This is a genomic window from Streptomyces scabiei 87.22 (assembly GCF_000091305.1).
In the GTDB taxonomy this organism is placed as follows: Bacteria; Actinomycetota; Actinomycetes; order Streptomycetales; family Streptomycetaceae; genus Streptomyces; species Streptomyces scabiei.
In genome coordinates this window covers 742,398-766,415 of record NC_013929.1, presented here as the reverse complement: position 1 = coordinate 766,415, position 24,018 = coordinate 742,398, and the positions used below count along the sequence as shown (strand labels likewise).

Annotated in this window: 21 protein-coding genes; 13 read left to right on the top strand and 8 right to left on the bottom strand. The window is 72.5% G+C overall.

What is annotated here, in order from left to right:
• Positions 1-39: 39 nt before the first annotated feature.
• Positions 40-963, top strand: a complete 924-nt coding sequence (gene folP / locus SCAB_RS03220; RefSeq protein ID WP_012998618.1) for a dihydropteroate synthase — start codon at positions 40-42, stop codon at positions 961-963.
• A gap of 45 nt (positions 964-1,008) precedes the next feature.
• Here folP and SCAB_RS03215 read toward each other — a convergent pair whose 3' ends face one another.
• Entirely contained in the window at positions 1,009-1,806 is a 798-nt protein-coding gene (locus SCAB_RS03215; RefSeq protein WP_012998617.1) for an IclR family transcriptional regulator, read from the bottom strand.
• Between the two features lie 402 nt (positions 1,807-2,208).
• Between SCAB_RS03215 and SCAB_RS03210 the strand changes: the two genes are divergently transcribed.
• The 9 genes from SCAB_RS03210 (at position 2,209) to SCAB_RS03170 (ending at position 13,607) form a co-directional block, all read left to right on the top strand.
• Positions 2,209-3,294, top strand: a complete 1,086-nt coding sequence (locus SCAB_RS03210) for an S-(hydroxymethyl)mycothiol dehydrogenase (protein WP_012998616.1) — start codon at positions 2,209-2,211, stop codon at positions 3,292-3,294.
• Positions 3,291-3,923 (top strand): MBL fold metallo-hydrolase, encoded by a 633-nt coding sequence (locus tag SCAB_RS03205; protein ID WP_012998615.1) that lies wholly within the window; start codon positions 3,291-3,293, stop codon positions 3,921-3,923. Before SCAB_RS03210 ends, SCAB_RS03205 begins: the two co-directional genes overlap by 4 nt.
• Positions 3,924-3,965: 42 nt before the next feature.
• Positions 3,966-5,099 carry an aromatic ring-hydroxylating oxygenase subunit alpha gene (locus SCAB_RS03200; protein ID WP_012998614.1) on the top strand — a complete coding sequence of 378 codons (1,134 nt, stop codon included), beginning with the start codon at positions 3,966-3,968 and terminating at the stop codon, positions 5,097-5,099.
• Positions 5,100-5,316: 217 nt separating this feature from the next.
• Positions 5,317-6,498, top strand: coding sequence for an NAD(P)/FAD-dependent oxidoreductase (locus SCAB_RS03195; RefSeq protein WP_012998613.1), 1,182 nt, complete (start codon positions 5,317-5,319; stop codon positions 6,496-6,498).
• A gap of 58 nt (positions 6,499-6,556) precedes the next feature.
• The gene (gene glyA, locus SCAB_RS03190; protein WP_012998612.1) at positions 6,557-7,816 is read left to right on the top strand and encodes a serine hydroxymethyltransferase; all 1,260 of its coding nucleotides are present in this window, start codon (positions 6,557-6,559) and stop codon (positions 7,814-7,816) included.
• A gap of 67 nt (positions 7,817-7,883) precedes the next feature.
• On the top strand, positions 7,884-9,266 hold the full coding sequence (locus SCAB_RS03185; RefSeq protein ID WP_012998611.1) for an L-serine ammonia-lyase: 1,383 nt from the start codon (positions 7,884-7,886) through the stop codon (positions 9,264-9,266).
• Between the two features lie 56 nt (positions 9,267-9,322).
• A complete protein-coding gene (fdhD, locus tag SCAB_RS03180; RefSeq protein WP_012998610.1) occupies positions 9,323-10,180 on the top strand; it encodes a formate dehydrogenase accessory sulfurtransferase FdhD in 858 nt (285 codons plus the stop codon).
• Between the two features lie 127 nt (positions 10,181-10,307).
• Positions 10,308-11,831, top strand: a complete 1,524-nt coding sequence (locus tag SCAB_RS03175) for an ABC transporter substrate-binding protein (RefSeq protein WP_012998609.1) — start codon at positions 10,308-10,310, stop codon at positions 11,829-11,831.
• A 6-nt stretch (positions 11,832-11,837) separates the two neighbouring features.
• On the top strand, positions 11,838-13,607 hold the full coding sequence (locus SCAB_RS03170; RefSeq protein ID WP_012998608.1) for an ABC transporter permease subunit: 1,770 nt from the start codon (positions 11,838-11,840) through the stop codon (positions 13,605-13,607).
• Positions 13,608-13,656: 49 nt separating this feature from the next.
• Here SCAB_RS03170 and SCAB_RS03165 read toward each other — a convergent pair whose 3' ends face one another.
• Positions 13,657-13,956, bottom strand: a complete 300-nt coding sequence (locus SCAB_RS03165; protein ID WP_012998607.1) for a hypothetical protein — start codon at positions 13,954-13,956, stop codon at positions 13,657-13,659.
• Between the two features lie 117 nt (positions 13,957-14,073).
• On the opposite strand from SCAB_RS03165, the gene SCAB_RS03160 reads away from it, so the two are divergent.
• From SCAB_RS03160 to SCAB_RS03150, 3 genes are all read left to right on the top strand, one after another.
• Positions 14,074-15,105 (top strand): sulfotransferase family protein, encoded by a 1,032-nt coding sequence (locus SCAB_RS03160; protein WP_012998606.1) that lies wholly within the window; start codon positions 14,074-14,076, stop codon positions 15,103-15,105.
• A gap of 96 nt (positions 15,106-15,201) precedes the next feature.
• Entirely contained in the window at positions 15,202-15,936 is a 735-nt protein-coding gene (locus tag SCAB_RS03155) for a DUF5701 family protein (RefSeq protein WP_046773566.1), read from the top strand.
• A gap of 153 nt (positions 15,937-16,089) precedes the next feature.
• Positions 16,090-17,334 (top strand): DUF418 domain-containing protein, encoded by a 1,245-nt coding sequence (locus tag SCAB_RS03150; protein WP_012998604.1) that lies wholly within the window; start codon positions 16,090-16,092, stop codon positions 17,332-17,334.
• A gap of 50 nt (positions 17,335-17,384) precedes the next feature.
• On the opposite strand, the gene SCAB_RS03145 is transcribed toward SCAB_RS03150, so the two are convergent.
• From SCAB_RS03145 to SCAB_RS49345, 6 genes are all read right to left on the bottom strand, one after another.
• On the bottom strand, positions 17,385-18,068 hold the full coding sequence (locus SCAB_RS03145; RefSeq protein ID WP_012998603.1) for a hypothetical protein: 684 nt from the start codon (positions 18,066-18,068) through the stop codon (positions 17,385-17,387).
• 161 nt (positions 18,069-18,229) lie between these two features.
• Entirely contained in the window at positions 18,230-19,120 is an 891-nt protein-coding gene (locus SCAB_RS03140) for a calcium-binding protein (RefSeq protein WP_041668860.1), read from the bottom strand.
• A 157-nt stretch (positions 19,121-19,277) separates the two neighbouring features.
• Positions 19,278-19,556, bottom strand: coding sequence for a hypothetical protein (locus SCAB_RS03135; protein ID WP_012998601.1), 279 nt, complete (start codon positions 19,554-19,556; stop codon positions 19,278-19,280).
• 174 nt (positions 19,557-19,730) lie between these two features.
• Positions 19,731-22,961, bottom strand: coding sequence for a fused isobutyryl-CoA mutase/GTPase IcmF (gene icmF, locus SCAB_RS03130; protein WP_012998600.1), 3,231 nt, complete (start codon positions 22,959-22,961; stop codon positions 19,731-19,733).
• A gap of 139 nt (positions 22,962-23,100) precedes the next feature.
• Positions 23,101-23,331 carry a DUF6480 family protein gene (locus SCAB_RS03125; RefSeq protein WP_012998599.1) on the bottom strand — a complete coding sequence of 77 codons (231 nt, stop codon included), beginning with the start codon at positions 23,329-23,331 and terminating at the stop codon, positions 23,101-23,103.
• Positions 23,318-23,740 (bottom strand): phosphatase PAP2 family protein, encoded by a 423-nt coding sequence (locus tag SCAB_RS49345; RefSeq protein ID WP_148274254.1) that lies wholly within the window; start codon positions 23,738-23,740, stop codon positions 23,318-23,320. Before SCAB_RS49345 ends, SCAB_RS03125 begins: the two co-directional genes overlap by 14 nt.
• Positions 23,741-24,018: the final 278 nt, after the last annotated feature.

The following is a 24,018-nucleotide window of genomic DNA, read 5'->3' as shown; positions in this document are numbered from 1 at the left end:
TATGCGGGTCCCTGTCAGCACGTCGAAAGTCGGACACCGGTGACCGTCACGATCCACGCCCCCGCCACGCCCGCGCACCCGGGCACGCCGGACCTGCACCCGCACGGGCTGCCGAGGCCCGGCCGGACGCTGGTGATGGGCGTCGTGAACGTCACGCCGGACTCGTTCTCCGACGGCGGGCTGTCGTTCGCGGCCGACGCGGCCGTGGCCCATGGCCGCGCCCTGCTGGAGCAGGGCGCGGACCTCGTGGACGTGGGCGGCGAGTCGACCCGCCCCGGCGCGGCGCGCCCTCCGGTCGAGGAGGAGCTGCGCCGGGTGCTGCCCGTCGTCCGGGCCCTCGCGGCGGACGGCGCGGTCGTCAGCGTCGACACCATGCGGGCCGAGGTCGCCGCACGCGCCCTGGAGGCGGGCGCGCGGCTGGTCAACGACGTCTCGGGGGGCCTCGCCGATCCGGGGATGCTGCCCCTGATGGCGCGGGCGGGGGTGCCGTACGTGCTGATGCACTGGCGTGGCCACTCCGCCGGGATGCAGGCGAACGCCCTCTACCGCGACGTGGTCGACGAAGTGCTCGGCGAGGTCCGGCTGCGGATCGACGCGGCCCTGGAGGCGGGCGTCCCGCCCGGCTCGCTGATCGTCGATCCCGGGCTGGGCTTCGCCAAGACGCCCGAGCACAACTGGGAACTGCTGGCCCGTCTCGGGGAGGTCCGCGCGCTGGGCCGTCCCGTCCTGCTGGGTGCGTCCCGCAAGGCGTTCCTGGGACGGCTGCTGGCCGACCGGACGACGGGGGAGCCGCGCCCGGCGCGGGAGCGTGACGCCGCGACCGCCGCCGTGTCCGTGCTCGCCGCCGCGCAGGGCGTCTGGTGTCTGCGCGTGCACGACGTCGTCTCGACGCTGGACGCGGTGCGGGTGACGGCCCGCTGGGGCGCCGAGGCGTCGGTGGCGGTGCGGGCGCCGCTGCGCTGAGCGTTCCGCGCGGGCACCCCTGGGCCGCACACGCGGCGCGGGCGGTCAGCCCAGATGGCCCATCCGGCGGCTGATCTCCTCGGCGCCCCGCGTCAGCGCGGGCACGAGCGCGCCCATGCGCTCCTCGGTGAAGCGGTAGGCCGGTCCTGAGGCGCTGAGCGCGGCGATGACCTCTCCCTCGCGGGAGCGGATCGGGGCCGCCATCGCGTGCAGTCCGATCTCCAGCTCCTCCATCGTCACCGCGTAGCCGCGGGTCCGTGCCTCGGCGAGGTCCTTCTCCAGCTTCGTGCGGGCGGTCAGGGTGTGCGGTGTCAGTTTCCGCAGCCCGGACGCCTCCAGCACCTCGGCGCGGCGCCGCTCCGACAGATGGGCCAGCAGGATCTTGCCGCTGGACGTGGCGTGCACGGGGGTGAGCTGGCCGACCCAGTTGTGGGTGCCGACCGCGCCCGGTCCGCGTACCTGGTGGAGGTTGACCGCGTAGTGCTCCTGCAGCACCGCGATGTTGACGGTCTCGCCGATCTCCTCGCTGAGCCGCTCGCAGACCTGCCGGCCCTGCTGGGTGATGTCGAGCCTGCCCGTGACGGCGCCGGCGAGCCGTACGATCCCGAAGCCCAGCCGGTACTTGCCCCGCTCGGCCGTCTGCTCGACCAGTCCGCGTGCCTCCAGCGCCCCGAGGAGCCGGAACGCGGTGGACTTGTGGACGTCGATCTCGGCGGCGACCTCGCTGACCCCGGCCTCGCCGCGCCGGGCGAGGATCTCCAGCACGCTGACGGCGCGGTCGACGGACTGCACACCGTTCGCCGCGGGCCCCGTTGTTGCGCCCTCTGCCGCGTAGTTGCTCATAGTGCAACTATACGCAGTCGCGCCCGAAGATCCCGAGAGGGTCGCGCTTCCGGTCGGACCTGGCCGGAACCGATCGCCCGCATGGTTGCACGGCCCTTCCCGTCCGGGGAAGAGGGCGGCGCCGGGGGAGTCCGGGCAAGTCGGTGCGACCGACCTCTTGACAGTGGGTGTCCCCAAGGAGACAGTTTGGTCGTCGTTGCTCATAGCGAAGATGGTTGCGCTATATGGAACACGGCGACGGTGGTTCGGCCACGGTCCCCCGTCCGGGCGTCGACGTAGTGACTCCCTCCCTTCCTGCCCCCTCCCTCGCCGACAGCTCCGGGGAGCGATCGGCGTCCACCCGCCATCCAGCACATCCGGCCGAAGCACGGATTCGGCCGTCCCTCGACGAGGAGATCGACCGTGACACACGAGGTACGCGCCGTCGTCGCCCGCAAACAGGGCGCCCCGGTCTCGGTGGAGACCGTCCTGGTGCCGGACCCCGGCCCCGGAGAGGCGCTGGTGCGGGTGCAGGCCTGCGGTGTCTGCCACACCGACCTGCACTACCGGGAGGGCGGCATCAACGACGACTTCCCGTTCCTGCTCGGCCACGAGGCCGCGGGCGTGGTGGAGTCGGTCGGCGAGGGCGTCACCGACGTCGCGCCCGGCGACTTCGTCATCCTCAACTGGCGCGCCGTCTGCGGCACCTGCCGCGCCTGTCGCAGGGGCAGGCCCTGGTACTGCTTCGCCACCCACAACGCCACCCAGCCGATGACCCTGGCGGACGGCACCCCGCTCTCCCCGGCCCTCGGCATCGGCGCCTTCGCCGAGAAGACCCTGGTCGCCGCCGGACAGTGCACCAAGGTGGACCCGATGGCCGCGCCCGCCGCCGCCGGCCTCCTCGGCTGCGGTGTGATGGCGGGCTTCGGCGCGGCGGTCAACACCGGCGGCGTGGGACGCGGCGACTCCCTCGCGGTGATCGGCTGCGGCGGGGTGGGCATGGCCGCGATCGCGGGCGGCAAGGTCGCCGGCGCCGGCCGCATCATCGCCGTCGACGTGGACGAGCGGAAGCTGAAGTGGGCCGAGCGGTTCGGCGCCACCGACACCGTCGACGCGTCCAGGACCGACGCCGTCGAGGCGATCCGCGACCTCACCGGCGGCTTCGGCGCGGATGTCGTCGTGGACGCGGTGGGCCGCCCCGAGACCTTCAGACAGGCCTTCTACGCCCGCGACCTGGCCGGCACCGCCGTCCTGGTGGGTGTCCCCACGCCCGAGCTGAAGCTCGAACTGCCGCTGCTGGACGTCTTCGGCCGCGGTGGCGCGCTGAAGTCCTCCTGGTACGGCGACTGCCTGCCCTCCCGCGACTTCCCCGCCCTGATCGACCTCTACCTCCAGGGCCGCTTCGACCTCGGCGAGTTCGTCACCGAGACCATCGGCCTGGACGACGTCGAGGCCGCGTTCGCCAAGATGCACCACGGCGACGTCCTGCGTTCGGTGGTGGTCCTGTGACCGCCCGCATCGAGCGCCTCGTCACCTCCGGCACCTTCGAACTGGACGGCGGCAGCTGGGAGGTCGACAACAACGTCTGGCTGATCGGTGACGACGAGGAGGTCCTGGTCGTCGACGCCGCACACGACGCGGACGCCGTCTCGGCCGCCGTCGGCGGCCGGCGCCTGGTCGCCGTGGTGTGCACCCACGCCCACAACGACCACGTCAACGCCGCCCCGGCCGTGGCCGCCCGCCACGGCGCGCCCATCCTGCTCCACCCCGCCGACACCGTGCTGTGGAAGATGGCGCACGGCGAGGACGCCCCCGACTTCCGGGAACTGGCCGAGGGCGAGACCCTGACCGTCGCCGGCGTCGAGCTGACGGTGCTCCACACGCCCGGCCACGCGCCCGGCGCGGTCTGCCTCCACGCGCCCGCGCTGGACGCCCTGTTCTCCGGCGACACCCTCTTCCAGGGAGGCCCCGGGGCCACCGGCCGGTCCTTCTCGGACTTCGGCACCATCATCGCCTCCGTCCGGGACCGGCTGCTGACGCTCCCCGCCGGCACCACCGTCCACACCGGTCACGGCGACACCACCACGATCGGGGCCGAGGCGCCCCGCCTCGACGAGTGGATCGCCCGCGGCCACTGAGCACCCCCGCCACCGCTTCCCGAATTTCCCGAAGGTGACTCGATGACCCTCACGAATCTGCCGCCCAGCCTCATCCCCACGCTGCCCGGCGAGTACTACACGGACCCCGGAGTGTTCGCCCAGGAGCAGGAGCGGGTCTTCGAGGCCATGTGGTTCTGTGTGGCCCGCGCCTCCGAACTGGCCAAGCCCGGAGCCTTCCGTACCTACCAGGTCGGACGGGAGAGCGTCCTCGTCTCCCGCGCCCGGGACGGCTCGGTCAAGGCGTTCCTCAACATCTGCCGGCACCGCGGGGCCAAGCTGTGCACCGAGGAGTCCGGCGAGGTCAAGCGGGCCTTCCAGTGCCCCTACCACGCCTGGACGTACGGCCTGGACGGCAAGCTGGTCGCCGCGCCCAACCTGACGTCGATGCCGGACATCGACCGGACCGAGTACGGCCTGATCAACGTCCATGTGCGGGAGTGGCTGGGCTATGTGTGGGTCTGCCTGGCCGACGAGGCGCCGTCCTTCGAGGCGGAGGTGCTGGGCGCGGTCGTCGAGCGGCTCGGTGACGTGGAGTCGATCGAGCGTTACGACATCGACGGTCTGTCGGTGGGTCGTCGGATCACGTACGACGTGAAGGCGAACTGGAAGCTGATCATCGAGAACTTCATGGAGTGCTATCACTGCGCGACGATCCATCCGGAACTGACGGAGGTGCTGCCGGAGTTCGCGGACGGGTACGCCGCCCAGTACTACGTGGGCCACGGTGCGGAGTTCGGCGAGGACGTGCAGGGCTTCACGGTCGACGGCTCCGAGGGGCTGGACCGTATCCCGGGCGTCGCGGAGGACCAGGACCGCCGTTACTACGCGATCACCGTCCGGCCGCAGGTGTTCATCAACCTCGTCCCCGACCACGTGATCTTCCACCGCATGTACCCGATGGCTGCGGACCGCACGATCGTGGAGTGCGACTGGCTCTACCTGCCCCATGTCGTGGAGAGCGGCAAGGACGTGGAGCGCTCGGTGGAGCTGTTCCACCGGGTGAACCAGCAGGACTTCGACGCCTGTGAGCGCACCCAGCCGGCGATGAGTTCCAAGGCGTACGCCAAGGGCGGCGTCCTGGTGCCCAGCGAGCACCACATCGGCGAGTTCCACACCTGGCTGCAGAACAAGCTCGACGTCGGCCCCGCGCACTGACCCCGCGGCGCCCCGCGAACCCCCGTCCACCTGCCGATCCGGTCCCTCCGGCAGGTGGACGGGCCAGGAAGAGGGAGTTGCGTTCGATGCAACTCGGAGCGCCATCGGGAACGCTCGGCGGGTCCGCCCTCTTGACACTCCCGAACTCCACCGAAACCATGTTGCGCATAACGCGTGTCGTTGTGCCATGTGAGACATCCCTTCGTCAGGAGCCCGCATGAGGAGCATCACCGTCGTCGGAGCGTCACTGGCGGGCCTGAGCACGGTCCGCGCGCTGCGCACCGAGGGCTACGACGGCGAGATCGTCGTCGTGGGGGAGGAGCGCCACACCCCCTACGACCGCCCCCCGCTGTCCAAGGACTTCCTGAAGGGCGACATCGACGCCGACGCGCTCGCGCTCGGGGACGCCGCCGAGTACGACGACCTGGACGTGCAGTGGCTGCTCGGCGAACGCGCGGTCCGTCTCGACCCCGTGGCCCGGACCGTCACCCTGACCGGAGGACGCCAGGTCCGCACCCACGGTGTGGTCGTCGCCACCGGTGCGAGTCCCCGCACGCTCCCCGGTGCCGACGGACTGGCCGGCGTCCACACCCTGCGCACCCTGGACGACGCCCTCGCCCTGCGGGCCGAGTTGCTGGACGGCCTCCCCAGGGTCGTCGTCATCGGCGCCGGCTTCATCGGCGCCGAGGTGGCGTCCACCGCCCACCGGCTCGGGCTGCACGTCACCCTCGTCGAGGCGGCCGAGGTGCCGCTGGAGCGTCAACTCGGCCGCGAGATGGGCCTGGTCTGCTCCTCCCTGCACACCGATCACGGCGTCGACCTGCTGTGCGGCACGGGCGTGGCCGAACTGCTCGGCCGGGACCGGGTCACCGGCGTCCGGCTGGCGGACGGACGCGTGCTGCCCGCCGACGTGGTCGTGGCCGGTGTGGGTGTCCGGCCCAACACCGACTGGCTCGCGGGCTCCGGGGTCCTGGTGGACGACGGCGTGGTGTGCGACACCGGCTGCGCGACCACCGTCCCGGGCGTCGTCGCCGTCGGTGACGTGGCCCGCTGCCCCCACCCCTTCACCGGACGCCACGCCCGCATCGAGCACTGGAGCAACGCCACCGAGCAGGCGAGGACCGCCGCCCGGACCCTGCTGACAGGGGTGTCCGCCCCGGCCCCGCTCACCGCCCCGTACTTCTGGTCCGACCAGTACCGCACCCGCATCCAGCTCGCCGGGTACGTCGTCCCGGGCGCCGAGCCCGAGATCGTCGAGGGCGACCTCGACAGCCGTACGTTCACGGCCGTCTACCGGCACGAGGGCAACGCCGTGGCCGTGCTCTCCCTCAACCAGCCGAAGTTCTTCAACCGGCTCCGCCGCACGCTCGTCCCCGCCGCCGCGGTCGCCGTGTCCTGAGCGCTCCGCCCTCGAACGCCCCGCCTCCTCCCTCCGGAACCCGCACAGGAGACCGCCGATGTCCCTGCTCAACCAGTCCCTGCACGACCTCGACCCCGAGGTCGCGGCCGCCGTCGACGCGGAGCTGCACCGTCAGCAGTCCACGCTGGAGATGATCGCCTCGGAGAACTTCGCCCCTCTGGCGGTCATGGAGGCGCAGGGCACGGTCCTGACCAACAAGTACGCCGAGGGCTATCCGGGCCGCCGCTACTACGGCGGCTGCGAGCACGTCGACGTCACCGAGCAGATCGCGATCGACCGGCTCAAGGAGCTGTTCGGCGCCGAGTACGCCAACGTGCAGCCGCACTCGGGTGCCTCCGCCAACCAGGCCGCGCTGTTCGCGCTGGCCCAGCCCGGCGACACCGTCCTCGGCCTGGACCTCGCCCACGGCGGCCACCTCACCCACGGCATGCGCCTGAACTTCTCCGGCAAGCAGTTCAACGTGGTCGCCTACCACGTGGACGACTCCGGCCTGGTCGACATGGACGAGGTCGAGCGGCTCGCCAAGGAGCACAACCCGAAGGTGATCATCGCGGGCTGGTCGGCGTATCCGCGGCAGCTGGACTTCGCCGCGTTCCGCCGGATCGCCGACGAGACCGGCGCGCTGCTGTGGGTGGACATGGCGCACTTCGCGGGTCTGGTCGCGGCCGGGCTGCACCCCAACCCCGTCGAGTACGCCGACGTGGTCACCTCCACCACCCACAAGACCCTCGGCGGCCCGCGCGGCGGCATCATCCTCGCCCGGAGCAAGGAGTTCGCCAAGAAGCTCAACTCCTCGGTCTTCCCCGGCTTCCAGGGCGGCCCGCTGGAGCACGTGATCGCGGCGAAGGCGGTCTCGTTCAAGGTCGCCGCGAGCGAGGAGTTCAAGGAGCGCCAGCGGCGCACGGTCGAGGGCGCGAAGATCCTCGCCGAACGGCTCACCGCCCCCGACGCCCGCGAGGCCGGCGTCGACGTGCTGTCCGGCGGCACCGACGTGCACCTCATCCTCGTCGACCTGCGCCACTCCGACCTGGACGGGCAGCAGGCCGAGGACCGCCTCCACGAGGTCGGCATCACCGTCAACCGCAACGCGGTCCCCAACGACCCGCGTCCGCCGATGGTGACCTCCGGCCTGCGCATCGGCACCCCGGCCCTGGCCACCCGCGGCTTCACCGCCGAGGACTTCACCGAGGTCGCCGACGTCATCGCCGAGGCCCTCAAGCCCTCCTACGACACCGAAGCCCTCAAGGCCCGGGTCAAGGCCCTCGCCGACAAGCACCCGCTCTACCCCGGCCTGTGACCGACAACCTCCCGCAGGGCGCGCGCCGTCACCGCCGGCGCGCCCCTTCAACTCCACGGAGCGTGGCGTGGCAATCAGCGTCTTCGACCTCTTCTCGATCGGCATAGGCCCGTCCAGCTCGCACACCGTGGGCCCGATGCGTGCCGCCGGGATGTTCGTCAGGCGGCTGAAGCAGGACGGGATGCTCGCCCAGACCGCCGCCGTACGGGCGGAGCTGTTCGGTTCACTCGGCGCCACCGGCCACGGCCACGGCACCCCCAAGGCGGTGCTGCTCGGCCTGGAGGGCAACGAGCCGCACACGGTCGACGTCACGCAGGCCGACGTGGACGTCGAACGCATCCGTGCCACCGGGCGCCTGCGCCTCCTCGGCGCGGAGATCGGTCCCGCCCACGAGGTCGCCTTCGACGCCTCGACCCAACTCGTCCTGCACCGCAGGCGGTCACTGCCGTACCACGCCAACGGCATGATCCTCTTCGCGTGCGACGGCGACGGTGTCCCCCTGCTGGAGAAGACGTACTACTCCGTCGGCGGCGGCTTCGTCGTCGACGAGGAAGCCGCCGGCGCGGACCGCATCAAGCTCGACGACACCGTGCTGCCCCACCCGTTCAGCACCGGCGACGAACTGCTGCGGCTCGCCCGGGAGACGGGGCTGTCGATCTCCGCGCTGATGCTGGAGAACGAGAAGGCGTGGCGCACCGAGGACGAGATCCGCGCGGGCCTGCTGGAGATCTGGCGTGTCATGGAGGCGTGCATCTCCCGGGGGCTGGGCCGCGAGGGCATCCTCCCCGGCGGCCTGAAGGTCCGCCGCCGGGCGGCCGCGGCCGCCCGTGCCCTGCGCAGCGAGGGCGATCCGCTGCCCCGCGCCATGGAGTGGATCACGCTCTACGCGATGGCCGTGAACGAGGAGAACGCCGCCGGTGGCCGGGTCGTCACCGCGCCGACGAACGGCGCGGCCGGCATCATCCCCGCCGTCCTGCACTACTTCCTGGAGTTCGTGCCCGGCGCCGACGAGGACGGCATCGTCCGTTTCCTGCTCGCGGCCGGCGCGATCGGTCTGCTGTTCAAGGAGAACGCCTCCATCTCCGGCGCCGAGGTCGGCTGCCAGGGCGAGGTCGGCTCCGCCTGCTCCATGGCCGCGGGCGGCCTCGCCGAGGTCATGGGCGGCAGCCCCGAGCAGGTGGAGAACGCCGCCGAGATCGGCATGGAACACAATCTCGGCCTCACCTGCGACCCCGTCGGCGGCCTCGTCCAGATCCCCTGCATCGAACGCAACGGCATGGCCGCCGTCAAGGCCGTCACCGCCGCCCGGATGGCCCTGCGCGGCGACGGCCGTCACCATGTCTCCCTCGACAAGGTCATCAAGACCATGAAGGAGACCGGCGCCGACATGAAGGTCAAGTACAAGGAGACCGCCCGCGGCGGCCTCGCCGTCAACGTCATCGAGTGCTGAGCGTGCCCGGGGAGCACCGGCCGCGGACCCGACGACAGAACTGGGAGTGAGGCCGCATGGGCCGGGTCACCGAGCGCCGTCGGGTGCTGCGGATCAGGGACGGGGCGCTGAGCACCCGCCCCGACACGCTGGTCGCGGAAGAGCCGATGGAGATCCGGCTGGGCGGCAGACCGCTGGCCGTCACCATGCGCACACCCGGCGACGACTTCGCCCTGGCCGCCGGGTTCCTGGTGAGCGAGGGCGTCGTGAGCAGGGCCTCGGACGTGGCGAACATCGTGTACTGCGCGGGCGCCACCGAGGACGGCCGGAACACCTACAACGTCGTCGACGTCCGCCTCGCCCCCGGTGTGCCGCTGCCCGACATCACCCTGGAGCGCAACGTCTACACCACCTCCTCGTGCGGCCTGTGCGGGAAGGCGAGCCTCGACGCCGTACGGACCACCGCCCACTGGCCCATTGCCGACACGCCTCCGGTCCGGGTCACCCCCGAACTGCTGGCCCTCCTGCCCGACCGGCTGCGGGCCGCGCAACAGGTGTTCGACCGGACCGGCGGGCTGCACGCGGCCGGACTGTTCTCCCCCGAGGGCGACCTGCTGGACCTGCGGGAGGACATCGGCCGGCACAACGCCGTGGACAAGGTGATCGGCCGCGCGCTCCGGTCCGGTGAACTCCCGCTGTCCCGGACCGTTCTGCTGGTCTCCGGACGGGCGTCCTTCGAACTGGTCCAGAAGGCCGTCATGGCGGGCATCCCCGTCCTCGCCGCCGTCTCCGCGCCGTCCTCCCTCGCGGTGGACCTGGCCGTCGAGACCGGACTCACCCTCGTCGGCTTCCTGCGCGGCGGCTCCATGAACGTGTACGCGGGCGAGCACCGGCTCGACCTGAAGGCGCAGGCGCCGGCCGTCTCCGGCGCCTGACCCCCTCTCGCCCACCGGCGGGGGCCCTGTCAGCTTGGTAAGGCTTACCTAATAGACTGATCGCGCCCCCGGATGCCGCGGCCGCGCACCGGGGGCGCGATCCGCCCGCCGCACGACAGGACCGACCATGCGCACCACCACCCGCCGCCTTCTGACGGCCCTCGCCCTCACGCCGGTGCTCGCCGGCTGCTTCGCCTCCGGAGAGGACGGATCGGGTGCGAGCGGGGCGCAGGGAGCCGGCGCCCGCCTGCGAATAGCCCTCGCGGTGCCGCCCGTCCAGGCCCTGTCGCCGTACAGCAACGACGCCACCGTGCTCAGCAAGCTCTCCGTGGCCGAGGGACTCACAGCCCTGGACGAGAACGGCGCCGCCGCACCCGCCCTGGCGACGTCCTGGGCACGGAAGAACGACACGACCTGGGTGTTCCAGCTGCGCAAGGCCACCTTCCAGGACGGCACCGACGTCACCGCCGAGTCGGTCGTCAACGCGCTCCGCCGCGCGAACGAGGCCGAGACCAAGCCGCGGGTACTGAGCGACATCACGCTGACCGCCGAGGCGGACGACAAGGACACCGTCACCCTCACCACGAAGACGGCCGACCCCGTCCTCCCGCTGCGGCTCGCCAGCCCCGCCCTCGGCATCCTCGCCGAGAAGGCGTACGCCGACGACGGCACCGTCAGCCCCGTCGGCACCGGCACCGGCCCGTTCACGATCACCAGGCTGACCGGAAAGACCAGGGCCACGCTCGACCGCTACGACGGTTACTGGGGCGGCAGGGCCAAGAGCCCCGGCATCGACGTCAGCTGGATCGCCGACGGCACCGCCCGCGCCAACGCCCTGCGCGGCGGCGACGTGGACATCGCCGAGTGGATCCCCACCGCCCAGGCGAAGCTCCTCGACGCGAAGACGCGTCACGAAGTGCCCTCCGTACGCACCGACAGCCTGATCCTCAACACCCGCGGCGGCCTCCTCGCCGACGACGGACTGCGCGCCGCCGCCCGTGCGGCCGTGGACGGCGGTGTCCTCGTCGACTCCGTCTTCGGCGGATACGCGGACCCCGCCGTGGGGCTGTTCGGGCCGGCCGTCCCCTGGGCCGCCGACCGGCGGGTCGAGGTGACCGGCCGGGCGAAGGCGGCGACCACCGCGCAGGTGAAGTCGGAGACCAGGGGCAGGACCCTGCGCCTGGCCACCTACACCAACCGCGCCGAACTCCCCGAGGCCGCCTCGGTCCTCCAGCAGCAGCTGGAGAAGGCCGGGTTCACCGTGAAGCAGGACGTGCGCGAGTACACGCAGATGGAGGCCGACCTCCTCGCGGGCAGGTACGACGCCCTCGTCTTCTCCCGGGTCACGCTCCTCGACACCGGTGACGCGGTGGCCTACCTCGCCAGCGACTTCACCGGGGAGGGCGTCTACAACATCGCGGGCCTGAAGGACACCGCGGTCGACAAGGCCGTCAAGTCCGCCGCCGCGGAGGGCGACACCGCCGAGCGGCAGAAGAAGATCATGCGGGCCGAGGCGGAGATCCTGCGCACCGACGCCGTCGTCCCGCTGGTCCACGAGAAGGTCGTCCAGGGCATCTCCGGTGATGTCGAGGGCGTCCTGCTCGACCCCCGCGAGCGCTCCCTCGTCGACGTCGACACCCACCTGAAGTAACCGCCGATGAGCACCCTGCCGCCGGCCGGCGCCCGAAGCCTCCCGACCCGGTGGCGCGCGGGCGCCGGCCGGGTCACGGCGGCGGCCGCGCTGCTGGCCGCCGTCGCCTTCCTGCCCTGGCTGTCCGGCATCGACCCCGCCCTGACCGTGCTGCGCGCCCGCTCCGCCGACCAGGACCCCACCCCCGCCCAGCTGACCGCCGTACGCGAACAACTGGGCCTGGAAGAGGGGCCGTTCGCCCATATCGGGCGATGGGCGGCCGGGCTGGCGCGCGGCGACGCCGGCGTCTCCTGGGTGTCGGGTGAACCGGTGCTGCCGCAGGTGACGACCGCCCTCGCCGTCTCCGTGACGCTCATGCTCGGCGCGTTCGCGGTCACCGTCGTGGTGGCCGCGCTGGTGTGCGCCCGCACCCTGCGCCTCGGCGCGCGGCGCGGACTGCGGCGCACGCGGGCGGGGACCGGTGCCGCCGTCCTCGCCGCGCTGCCCAAGTTCCTGCTCGCCTCCCTGCTGGCGACGGTGTGCGGGGTGTGGCTCGGCTGGTTCCCCTCCCAGGGCTGGGAGGGGCCGGGCTCGATGGTGCTGCCCGCCCTCGCCCTCGGCGTGCCCTCCGGAGCGATGATCGGCGGGCTGCTCGACCAGTCCCTGCCCGCCGCCTTCAACGAGCCGTGGGCCCGCACCTGGCGCGCCTTCGGACACAGCGGAGCCCGCATCGCGCGCACCGCGCTGCGGCGCGCCCTGGCCGGAGTGCTCCCCCAGCTCCTGCCGACCGTCGTCGCCCTGGTCGGCGGCGCGGTCGCGGTGGAGAAGATCTTCAACATCCCGGGCCTCGGCCGGCTCGCGCTGGACGCGGCCGTCGCCCAGGACCTGCCGCCGCTGCAGACCGCGACCCTGGCCCTGGTCCTGCTCGGCGTCTGCGCCGGCTTCGCGATCCGGGCGGCACGCCACGCCCTGCTCGGCCCCGCCCTGCGGGACGGCGCCCTGCCCGCCCTCCATCCGCCCAGGCTCGTACGGACCCGTGCGCTGCCCTGGGTCATCGGCTGCTGCGCGATCACCCTGCTCGCCCTGGTGGTGTCCGGTCTGCTGCGCGATCCCCTCCAGGTGGAGACGACGGCCCGCCTGCTGCCCCCGTCCCTCGCGCACCCGCTCGGCACCGACGCGCTCGGCCGCGATCTGCTGGCCCGGCTCGGCCACGGTGCCCTGCGCACGCTCGGCGTGGCCCTCGTGGTGACCGTCGCCGCTGCCCTCGTCGGGCTGGTCGTCGGGACGGCGACGCAGGTGGGGGCCGGGCTGACCGAAGTGGTGTCCACGCTGCCCGCCGTCCTCGCCGGGCTGCTCACGACCGCGGTCACCGGACCGTCGGCCTGGGGCGCCGCGTGCGCGGTGTGCCTGGTGGCCTGGACGCCGTACGCGGCGCAGGCGGCCGCCCTGCTCGAACAGGAACGGGCCAGCGGCCACCTGCTCGCGGCGGTCTCCTTCGGCGCGGGCCCCGCCTACCTCCTGCGTCACCACCTGCTGCCCGCGGTCCTGCCCGCGCTGGTGCGCAACGCGCTGCTGCGCCTGCCCACCACGGTCCTCGTATTGGCGTCCCTCGGCTTCCTCGGACTGGGCGAGCAGCCGCCCACCCCGGAGTGGGGGCGCCTGCTCTCGGAGAACCAGCCCTACGCGGAGCTGGCCCCCTGGACCGTCCTCGGCCCGGCCGCCGCCCTCGTCCTGCTCTCCGTGCTGTCCGTCTCCGCCACGGCATGGACCCGCACCCGGACGGCGCCCACCGTCTGACGCCGTCCCGCCCGTGGCCGTCGAGGACCGCGCCCCACGCCGAAGCGGCTCAGGAGGCGGCGGCCGCCTCGGCCGCCTCGGCGACCTCGCCGGCGCGCGCCGCCTCGTCCTGCGCCATGCGCAGGAAGCGCCGGATCGCCTCGACGGACATGTCGAGCGCCTCGGACGCGGCGTCCTCGTCGCCGAACATCTGAACGGCCTCGGTGACGGCCACGGCCAGTTCCGTCTCCGCCTTGCGGACCTTGCCCTCGGCCTTGTCCACGGTGTCGACGACCGCCAGCTGGCGGCGCTGCTTCTCCTGGAGTCGCTGTTTGCGGGAGAGTGTCTTGTCGGAGTTCTGCACAGTCATGACCAAGATCATAAGGTTCGGGCGCGCCCCCAAGAAATCGCCAACCGGCCTGCCGTACGGCGGTGTTGGGGGCGCGATCCGCCCTACACCGCCACGCGGGACACGAGAAGGGGGAACATGCGTTCTCTGGCCTTCGTCTTCGGTACGGGACGCAGCGGGTCGACCGCGCTGTCCCGCATCCTCAACTCCCACCCGGACGTCCTGAGCCTCAACGAGTACATGGCCTCGGTGGGAGACGCGTCCTTCCCCACGGGCGAGGTGGACGGCGAGGAGTTCTGGCAGGCCCTCTTCCGGCCCGCACCGCATTTCGAACGCATGATCCTCAGCGGGGTGCCGCTGCCGGAGTTCCTCTACACCCGCGCCCCGGGCCGCTACGCCGCGGAGACGACCGGCATCCCCGCGCTCTCCCTGATGGTGCTGCCCCATCTGACCGACGACCCGGACGGACTGCTCGACGAACTCGGCGCGGCGGTCACCCGCCGGCCGCGGCGCACCGCCGCCGAGCATCACCGGGCCCTGTTCGGCCTGCTCTGTGACCGGTTCGGCCGCACGGCCGTCGTGGAACGCTCCGGCTACTCGACCGGCTGGGCGCCGGGACTGCGGGACGCCTTCCCCGAGGCCGGGTTCGTGCACATGTTCCGCGACGGCCCGGACTGCGCCCTGTCCATGAGCCGTCATCCCGGGTACCGCGCGATCTCCCTGCTCCGCGAGATCAAGGCCCGCTCCGGCGTCGACAGCTTCGCCGACCTGACCCCCGAACACGTGCGCGCGCTGCCCCCGGACCTGGCGCCCCTGCTCGGCGAACGCTTCGACCCCGCGCTCGTACGCGACCGCGTCATCCCCCTGCGCACCTTCGGCGCCCTGTGGTCCGAACTCGTCGTCGAGGGAACGGAGTTCCTCGCGGGTCTCCCCGCCGACCGGCGTCGCACGGCCCTCGCCTACGAGAATCTGCTGGACGACCCGGCCGGAGAACTGACCAGGCTGGCGGACTTCATCGGCGTGGCCCCGCGCCCCGAGTGGCTGCGCACCTCGTCCGCCCTGCTGGACCACGGCCGACGCGGTTCGGCCCGCGGCCTGCCCGCCGCCGAACTCGCCGAACTGCGGGCCGCGTGCGAGCGGGGCGAACAGGCCCTCCGGGCCTGGCGTTGACCCCGCGGTGACGCGGCGGGCGGGGGCGGCGGGAACATCCGGACGCGCCGTCTCGTTGCCCCCGCGTCCCTTCCCGCCGACCTCCCTGGGAGCATCGTGCCGAAATCCACGCCCGCAACCTCCGTGGTCCTGCCCGTACTTCCGCCCCTGAGCGCACAGGCCGAGCGACTGATCGAGCTGGGCGTGCACGAACGCGCAGGACTGTCCGCCGACGAGGTGCGTTCCTACGCCGAGGCGGCCGAGGCGGCCGAGGCCGCAGAGGCCGTTGCGGCTCCGGTGTCCGGTGCCGGCGTCCTGCTCGCCGTCCACCCCGATCGCGCCCCGGCCTCCGCCCTCGCGCCGTTGATGCGCCGGGGCGAAAGGCCCGGGTTCGTCGTCACCGACATGTCCGACGTCGACCGTTTCACGCCCTCCGGCGTCGAACTGCCCGAGACCCCCCTCTACCTCGTCGGCGGTCTCGACCGGGGTGACCACATGGCCGACTGGAGCCCCGACGAGGCCCTGCCCGCCCTCGCCGAGGAGGGCCGCACCCCGCTGCTGCTCACCGAAGGCATCCACTGGGTGCTCCAGGGGCCGGAGGTCCTGGAGCGCAACCACTGCTTCATGACCATCGGCTCCCGGCTGCGCAAGGACAACGGCACACCGGACGCCCGGACCCCCGCGATCTGGATCAGCAACGGCACCGGGCGCGACGGCGTCGAGCGCCGTGACGCCCCCAAGGTCGGCTGGTGCTGGTGGGGCAACCGGCACACCTGGCTGGGCTTCGCCTCCGCGACGGGACGCGCGGGCGCGGGCGTTCCACGGGGGAGCGGGCCCGCGGCAGGAGCGTGACCGCCCCTCCGGGCGTGACCCCTCACGCCGTACGGAGCCCCCGGCGACGTGATGTCCCCCGCCACCCGGCGGGGGACACACCCCCCGGGTGGCGGGGCGGGACCGGACGCCCGCCGGATACCGGGTGCCCTGCCCGCTCGCCAGCCTGGAGGAATGACCCAGAACGCAGACGCCACGACACTCGCGGCACCGGCCGACGACGGCCTGGACGAGGCCGTCGGCACGGAACGGCCCGAGGCCCCGCAGGGCGCCCGGCCCTCGGTGGGACGTCTGGTCGGTGTGGACCTGGCCCGGGGGCTCGCGGTCTTCGGGATGTACGCGGCGCACGTCGGCCCCGACCCCTCCGAGGGCGGCACGACCGGCTTCCTCATGGAACTGGCGCACGGACGGGCCTCCGCGCTCTTCGCCTTCCTGGCCGGCTTCTCGATCATCCTGATGACCGGCCGCCGCGCCCCGAAGACGGGCCGCGCCGGCCGGCAGGCGATGGCCAAGGTCGTGATCCGGGCGCTGGTCCTGCTGGTCGTGGGCACCGCCCTGACGATGAGCGGCACGCCGGTCGAGGTGATCCTCGCCTTCTACGGCCTGTACTTCCTGCTCGTCCTGCCGCTGTACCGGCTGGGCGCCCGCGCACTGGCGATCATCGCCGTCGCCGGAGCCCTGATACTCCCGCAGCTGCTGTACGTCGTCCAGGGCGCGCTGCCCGATGAGGGGGCTTCAGGAGTCTGGGCCTGGCCGGCGGACGCCGACGGGCTCGTCTCGCTGCTGTTCACCGGCAGCTACCCGGCCCTGGCCTGGATCCCCTTCGTCGTCGCGGGCATGGCCGTGGGCCGCCTCGACCTGGCCGCAGGGGCCGTCCGTATCCGCCTTGCCGTCACCGGCGTCGCACTGGCCGTGCTCGGCCACGGCGGCTCCTGGCTGGCCCTGCACCTGGTCCCGGGGGCGCTCAGGACGCTCGGTGAGGCCGCCTGGGGCGACAGCGGCTCGGTCTCCTCGGCCTGGTGGTCCGACATCTGGGGCTACCCGAGCGGTGACAGCGCGGTCGGCCTGCTGGTCGCCTCCCCGCACAGCGAGACCACGCTGTCGGTCCTGGCCAACACCGGTGTGGCGATCACGGTCCTGACCGCCTGCCTGGCCGCCGTCGACGCCTTCCCCAGGGTCCACCGGCTCGCCCGCCCGGTCATCGCGGTCGGCACGATGTCGCTGACCGCCTACGTCTTCCACATCGTCGGCATCCGGCTGCTGGGCATCGAGGAACTGCCCGGCTCCCCGGCCCGCGTCCTGCTGGGCTTCCTCGTGGCCGTGACCGTGTTCGCGACCCTGTGGTCCCGCTTCTTCCGGCGCGGGCCGCTGGAGTGGCTGCTCGGCAAGGCGACGAAGCCCGCGGAACTCGTCCGCTGACCGGCGGACGCGTGCGCGGTGGCAGCCCAGGGTGGCCGCCGCCGCGGGCGTCAGGGGGTGAAGACCTCGTCGAGGCGGTCGATGGAGCCGTCGGCGCCGAGGTGGTAGGTGAACACCAGGCCGGAGTCCGGGTGGGCCTCCAGCCAGTCCAGGAACTCCTGGACTCCGATGGGCTGGTTCTCCGTGCTCTCCACGACGGGGTTGGTCACGGTGATGTCGGCGGCCTGGTCCAGCGGGATGAAGGTCTCCTTGCCGACGGTCTCGAACGGCGCTCCGTCCGAATCGGGGGTGCCGCAGCCCCAGTTGCCGTGCTTGACGATCAGACTGAGGAAGCCCCCCTCCGGGGTGTAGCGGTAGACCGCGATCTCGTCCGGGGAGATCGGCATCTTGTGGTCGCAGTCGTCGGTCCCGCCGTCGCCGCCGGCCGGCGGGGTGGCTGCGGAGGCAGGGGACTTGGAGGCGGCCGGAGGGTCCGCGGGGGCCTTGTCCGCGCCGCCCGGGCCCTCGGACGCCTTCGCGTCGGGCTTGTCGGCCGTGGTGTCGGCCTTGGCCCCGCTCTTCTCCTTGGTGCCGCTCGTCGCCGTGGCGGTCGCCTTCGCGTCGCCCGCGGCGTCCGCCGCGGTGCCGTCCCCCGAGCATCCGGCGAGGCTCAGCGCCCCCGCGGCGCACACCCCCAGCACGGCCGCCCTGACGGCGCCCGGTCTGCGGCGGCTGTTCCTCGGTGTACGGATCATGACGCGTCCCCCTCGTGGGTGTGCCTGGTCTCCCGCGACCGTGTCGGCTCGGGAGCAAGGGACGAGTTTCAGCCGTCGGCAGTTGCACGTCCTGGCTAGATTGTGCACGTTGCCGACGACGGGCCGGACCGCGGCCTCGCGGTCCGGCCCGTCGCGGAGTCTCACGCCTCGCAGGCGCTCTTGGTGTCGCTCGTGTCGGCGGTGCAGGTGTCGGTGTTGGTGCCCCCGTTGAGGGAGTCGTTCCCGAACACGCCGTCCACGGCGTCGAGGGTGTCGTTGCCCGCGCCCCCGCTGTGGCTGTCGGCGCCGGCGCCGCCGACCAGGGTGTCGTTGCCCGATCCGCCCACCAGCAGGTCGTTGCCCCCGAAGCCGGACAGAATGTCGCCCGCCGTGCCCCCGGTGAGCGTGTCGCCGAACTGGCTGCCGTAGACGATCTCGACGTCCGTGAGGACGTTGTCGCCCTCGCCGCCGATGCCGTCGTCGGCCGCGTTGTCGATGTCCACCACGACGCCGGAGGTGCTCTCCAGGTAGCTGGCGATGTCGCTGGTGCCGCCCCCGCCGCTGAGCCGGTCGGCGCCCGTGCCGCCGATGAGGAGGTCGAAGGTGACCCCGCCGTTCAGGGTGTCGTTGCCCGGGCCGCCGTTGAGGATGTTGCTGCCGGGGCTGGGGCCGCCGTTGACGACGTCGTTGCCGGACTCGCCCCGCAGGTCTCCGCGGACGTTGCCGGTCTTGGTGATGATGTCGTTGCCGTCACCGGCGTTGACCACGACCGTGTCGCTGTTCAGGTTCACCGGGCAGGCCACCGAGCCGTTGCCCTGGACCGAGCAGCCGACACCGGCGGTCAGGGTGTCGGAGGTGTCCTGGATGACGACGTTGCTGCCGGACAGGCTGACCGTGATGTTGTTCGCGCGTCCCGCCGCCGCGTTCACCACCACATTGGTCCCGCTCTTGAACACACCGGTGGCCGCACTCGCGGTCCCTCCGGTCAAGGTCACCGCGGAACCGGCCATCGCCGCCACCACCACGACCCGGAGTAACGCTTTACTGCCCATGGGTTCCCTCTCACTCGCCCGAACCGTCCCGGCCGCCCCACCGGGGGTGCGGCGAACCGGTGTTCACCGTGTCAGGCGGACCCGGTCGGCACATGGGGGAACGACCCCCATGTAGCCGCGGGTAGGGGGAGCGGCGTGGGGCGGCGGTGAGGAGGGCTCAGACGTAGACGCCCGACTCGAAGCCCAGTTCCTCCCAGCGCTCCTCGGTGAAGGGCACGCCTCCGTCCACGGACACCAGGCAGGTCACGTCGATGTCCCAGCGGCCGTCGTCGCCGACGAGGACGCTGTCGACGTTCACGACGTCGTAGGTGTCCAGACGGATGCCCAGCCCGGGGAAGGGCGGGACGGGCAGCCGCAGTTCGCGCAGCCAGGTGCCGTCGGGGGTGTAGGCGACGAGCAGGGCCCGCAGGGGACCGTCGGCCAGCCTCTTGCTCACGGAAACTTCTCTCTCGCGATGGTCGGCCCCCCCGGCGCGCGGCGGGCCCGCTGTCACGCTATCAGCCGGTTCGCCCGGTCAACCACCTTGTCTCCCGGCCGAGTTGAGAGCACACGGCAGCCCCGCCGCGCCCTCCCGACCGGGACGGGCGCGGCGGGGCCGCCGGAGCCGATGTCAGACGTTGCGGCGGTACTGGCCGCCGACCTCGAAGAACGCCTCGGTGATCTGCTGGAGCGAGCAGACCCGGGCGGCCTCCATGAGGACGGCGAAGACGTTCCGGCCGCTCACCGCCGCGTCCTTGAGCGCGGTCAGGGCCGCGTGGGCCGGGTCCCGGTGGCGGGCCTGGTGGTCCCGTACGCGGTCCAGCTGGGACCGCTTCTCCGTCTCGGTGGCGCGGGCCAGCTCGATGACGGCGGGCTCGGCGGTGTCCGCGTGGGGGTTGCGGAAGGTGTTGACGCCGATGAGGGGCAGGGTGCCGTCGTGCTTGCGCTGCTCGTAGAGCATCGACTCGTCCTGGATACGGCCGCGCTGGTAGCCGGTCTCCATCGCGCCGAGCACACCACCGCGTTCGCTGATCCGCTCGAACTCCTGGAGGACCGCCTCCTCGACCAGGTCGGTGAGTTCGTCGACGATGAACGACCCCTGCAGGGGGTTCTCGTTCATGGCCAGGCCCCACTCCCGGTTGATGATCAACTGGATGGCCAGGGCGCGCCGTACGGACTCCTCCGTGGGGGTGGTGACCGCCTCGTCGTAGGCGTTGGTGTGCAGGCTGTTGCAGTTGTCGTAGATCGCGATGAGGGCCTGGAGGGTGGTGCGGATGTCGTTGAAGTCCATCTCCTGGGCGTGCAGGGAGCGGCCGGAGGTCTGGACGTGGTACTTGAGCTTCTGCGAGCGTTCGCCCGCGCCGTACTTCTCCTTCATGGCGACGGCCCAGATACGGCGGGCGACCCGGCCGAGGACCGTGTACTCGGGGTCCATGCCGTTGGAGAAGAAGAACGACAGGTTCGGGGCGAAGTCGTCGACGCGCATGCCGCGGGCGAGGTACGCCTCGACATAGGTGAAGCCGTTGGCCAGCGTGAAGGCGAGCTGGCTGATGGGGTTCGCCCCGGCTTCGGCGATGTGGTAGCCGGAGATGGACACCGAGTAGAAGTTGCGGACCTGGTGCGCGATGAACCACTCCTGGATGTCGGCCATCATCCGCAGGGAGAACTCGGTGGAGAACAGACAGGTGTTCTGGCCCTGGTCCTCCTTGAGGATGTCGGCCTGGACCGTGCCGCGGACGTTCGCCAGCGCGTACGCGGTCAGTTCGGCCGCCTCCTCGGGCGAGGGGTCACGGCCCTCGGCGGTGCGGAACCGGTCGGTCTGCTGGTCGATGACGGTGTTGAGGAAGAACGCCAGGACGGTCGGCGCGGGCCCGTTGATCGTCATGGAGACCGAGGTCGTGGGCGCGACCAGGTCGAAGCCGTCGTAGAGCGCCTTCATGTCCGCCAGCGTGGCGACCGACACCCCGGAGGTGCCGACCTTGCCGTACACGTCGGGACGCTCGTCCGGGTCGCGGCCGTACAGGGTGACCGAGTCGAACGCGGTCGACAGCCGGGTGGCCGGCTGGCCCTCGGAGAGCAGCTTGAAGCGCCGGTTGGTACGGAACGGATCGCCCTCGCCGGCGAACATACGGGCCGGGTCCTCGCCGTCGCGCTTGAAGGGGAACACCCCGGCGGTGAAGGGGAAGTGGCCGGGCAGGTTCTCCCGGCGCCAGAAACCGACGAGTTCCCCGTGGTCGGTGAACCGGGGCAGGGCGACGCGGGGGATCCTGTTGCCGGACAGCGACTCGCGGGTCAGCCGGGTGCGGATCTCCTTGTCCCGGACCCTCACGACCTGCTCGTCGCCCGAGTAGGAGGCGACCACGGCGGGCCAGTTCGCGATCTGCTCGCCGAGTTCGTGCGGGAGGCGTCGGCGGGCGTCCTCCAGCAGCGCGGCCACGTCGTCCGCGCCGAGCCCGGCGTCGAGAAGCTCGCCCCTGACCAGGTCCAGGCGCTGCACCCGTCGTGCGGCCTCGGCGAGGCGGACGGTCTCGGCGTGGTAGGCACGGACCGCGTCGGTGATCTCGGCGAGGTAGCGCACGCGGTCGGCGGGCACGACCTGGCGGATGCCGGAGGAGTGCCGGGAGTCGACCTGGGGCAGGGTGCCCGCGGACAGCGGCAGGCCCCGGTCGGCCAAGGAGCCCTTGAGGTGCTGGTAGAGCGCGGTGACCCCGTCGTCGTTGAAGGTGGCCGCGGAGGTGCCGTACACCGGCATGTCCTCGGGGCGCTTGCCGAACGCCTCGCGGTTGCGGACCAGTTGGCGGCCCACGTCACGCAGCGCGTCCTTGGCGCCGCGGCGCTCGAACTTGTTGATCGCCACGACGTCGGCGAAGTCGAGCATGTCGATCTTCTCCAGCTGCGAGGCGGCCCCGAACTCCGGCGTCATCACGTACAGCGAGGTGTCGACGAACGGCACGATCGCCGCGTCGCCCTGGCCGATGCCCGGCGTCTCCACGATCACCAGGTCGAACCCGGCGGCCTTGACCACGTCGATCACGTCGGACAGGTGCTCGGGCAGCTCGCGGCTGCCGCGGGTGGCCAGGCTGCGGAAGAAGATCCGGGCGCCGTCCAGGGAGTTCATCCGGATCCGGTCGCCGAGCAGGGCGCCACCGCCCCGGCGACGGGTCGGGTCCACGGCGATCACCGCGATCCGCAGCTTGTCCTGCTGGTCGACGCGGAACCGGCGCACGAGTTCGTCGGTCAGCGAGGACTTGCCCGAGCCGCCGGTGCCGGTGATGCCCAGCACCGGGGTCACCCGGGCCGAGGCGGCCGCCCGCAGCTGGGCCAGGAACTCCGCCGGCAGCTTCCCGAGTTCCGCCCCGGTGACCATACGGGCGATCGCGAACCGGTCTCCGGCGAGGACGCCGGCGACATCGGCCGGCTTGCCGTCCCACAGATCGAAGTCGCAGTCCCGCACGACCGAGTTGACCATGCCGGCCAGCCCCATCCGCTGGCCGTCCTCCGGGGAGAAGATGGTCACCCCGCTCGCGCGCAGCCGGGTGATCTCCTCGGGCACGATGACACCGCCGCCACCGCCCACCACGCGGACGTGGTCGGCTCCCTGCTCGCGCAGCGACTCCACCAGGTACTCGAAGTACTCCACGTGTCCGCCCTGGTAGGACGAGACCGCCACACCGTGGGCGTCCTCCTCCAGCGCCGCGTCCACGACCTCCCGGACGGAGCGGTTGTGTCCGAGATGGATCACCTCGGCGCCCTGGGACTGGAAGATCCGCCGCATGATGTTGATCGACGCGTCGTGCCCGTCGAACAGGGCCGAAGCCGTGACCAGACGGACGGGGTGCACGGGCTGGTGCAGGTCGCTCATGGGGGCCTTCCCGGACGGGGCGCTGGAACTCTGCTGTAGAGATACTAGGACGTCCTAGTAAATCGCCGGAAGAGGCGGCGCGGATGTGAGCGGCGGCACAGGGCCGATCGGGTGACGCCGGCCCGCCCCGGAGGAGACTTCAGACGATCAGGGTCACCGCCGTGCCGATGAGCCCGGCCGCGATCAGGGCGGCCACGACCAGGATCAGGACGATCGGCATCGGTCCCCACCCCTTGCTGCGCAGCTCGGGCGGCTCAGGGTGCGAGATGCCGTGGGTGCCCCCTTCGGCGGGAGGGGTCTCGCCGGGTGGCACACCGCCGCCCGGCTCGGCCCCCGGGACGCGTCGTGGGCGAGGATCAGGAGTGGTCATGACACACGCTTCTTCCGTGGAGGGGCGCTTCCTCCGCGCCCGGGACGATGCGTACGACGCCCGGCCCGCCGGGTACCCCTGAGCACGGGAGTGCACACGGCCGCCCGCCGGGCAGGGGCGGCACCGACCGTGTCGGAACAGGGCGCGCGGCAGCAGTCCCGGGGCGGCCCGGGCCCAGTGCCGCCCCGGCCGGCCCGATCGCGGCTCCCACGGCCACGCCGGCCGGGCAGTGCGCCCCGCTCCGCAGCCGCCGAGCCCCCACGGGCACCGCGACCGCCCCGCAGGCGGCACCGACGGCCGGCCGGGCCGGTGCGACCGCTACGAAGAACGCGACCGCCGCGGTGGTGTGCCCGGACGGACCCTGTTGGAAGCACCTCGGCCGCTGCCGTCGCGGCCACCCCGGCGGCAGCGGCCCTGCGGCCCCGTCGGCCCCTGGCGGCGGCCATCGTCACGGCGGCCGCCCACCACAGCTTGGTGTGCTCGGCCGCCTCCTCCACACCGGCCCCCGCCCGCCGCAGCCGGTCCGGCCCCCAGGCGATCAGCCGAGCGGTCAGACGCCGGTCGCGTGCGCGCACGGCACTCACCGTCCGCCCAGGCCCGCGCATGCGCCACCTCCCTCCCGGGCGACGGGGACGGCCCGTGGCGCCCGTACCTCGTGCGGGTATCCGGTCCGGTGGCCCGCGTACA

Excerpts from the sequence above, each read along its gene's own strand:
- SCAB_RS03160 (WP_012998606.1), top strand. The coding sequence starts at position 14,074 with ATGCGTTCTCTGGCCTTCGTCTTCGGTACGGGACGCAGCGGGTCGACC.
- SCAB_RS03140 (WP_041668860.1), bottom strand. The coding sequence starts at position 19,120 with ATGGGCAGTAAAGCGTTACTCCGGGTCGTGGTGGTGGCGGCGATGGCC.
- SCAB_RS03165 (WP_012998607.1), bottom strand. The coding sequence starts at position 13,956 with ATGACTGTGCAGAACTCCGACAAGACACTCTCCCGCAAACAGCGACTC.
- icmF (WP_012998600.1), bottom strand. The coding sequence starts at position 22,961 with ATGAGCGACCTGCACCAGCCCGTGCACCCCGTCCGTCTGGTCACGGCT.
- SCAB_RS03175 (WP_012998609.1), top strand. The coding sequence starts at position 10,308 with ATGCGCACCACCACCCGCCGCCTTCTGACGGCCCTCGCCCTCACGCCG.
- SCAB_RS03195 (WP_012998613.1), top strand. The coding sequence starts at position 5,317 with ATGAGGAGCATCACCGTCGTCGGAGCGTCACTGGCGGGCCTGAGCACG.
- SCAB_RS03170 (WP_012998608.1), top strand. The coding sequence starts at position 11,838 with ATGAGCACCCTGCCGCCGGCCGGCGCCCGAAGCCTCCCGACCCGGTGG.
- SCAB_RS03215 (WP_012998617.1), bottom strand. The coding sequence starts at position 1,806 with ATGAGCAACTACGCGGCAGAGGGCGCAACAACGGGGCCCGCGGCGAAC.
- fdhD (WP_012998610.1), top strand. The coding sequence starts at position 9,323 with ATGGGCCGGGTCACCGAGCGCCGTCGGGTGCTGCGGATCAGGGACGGG.
- SCAB_RS03150 (WP_012998604.1), top strand. The coding sequence starts at position 16,090 with ATGACCCAGAACGCAGACGCCACGACACTCGCGGCACCGGCCGACGAC.
- SCAB_RS03200 (WP_012998614.1), top strand. The coding sequence starts at position 3,966 with ATGACCCTCACGAATCTGCCGCCCAGCCTCATCCCCACGCTGCCCGGC.
- glyA (WP_012998612.1), top strand. The coding sequence starts at position 6,557 with ATGTCCCTGCTCAACCAGTCCCTGCACGACCTCGACCCCGAGGTCGCG.
- SCAB_RS03145 (WP_012998603.1), bottom strand. The coding sequence starts at position 18,068 with ATGATCCGTACACCGAGGAACAGCCGCCGCAGACCGGGCGCCGTCAGG.
- SCAB_RS03125 (WP_012998599.1), bottom strand. The coding sequence starts at position 23,331 with ATGACCACTCCTGATCCTCGCCCACGACGCGTCCCGGGGGCCGAGCCG.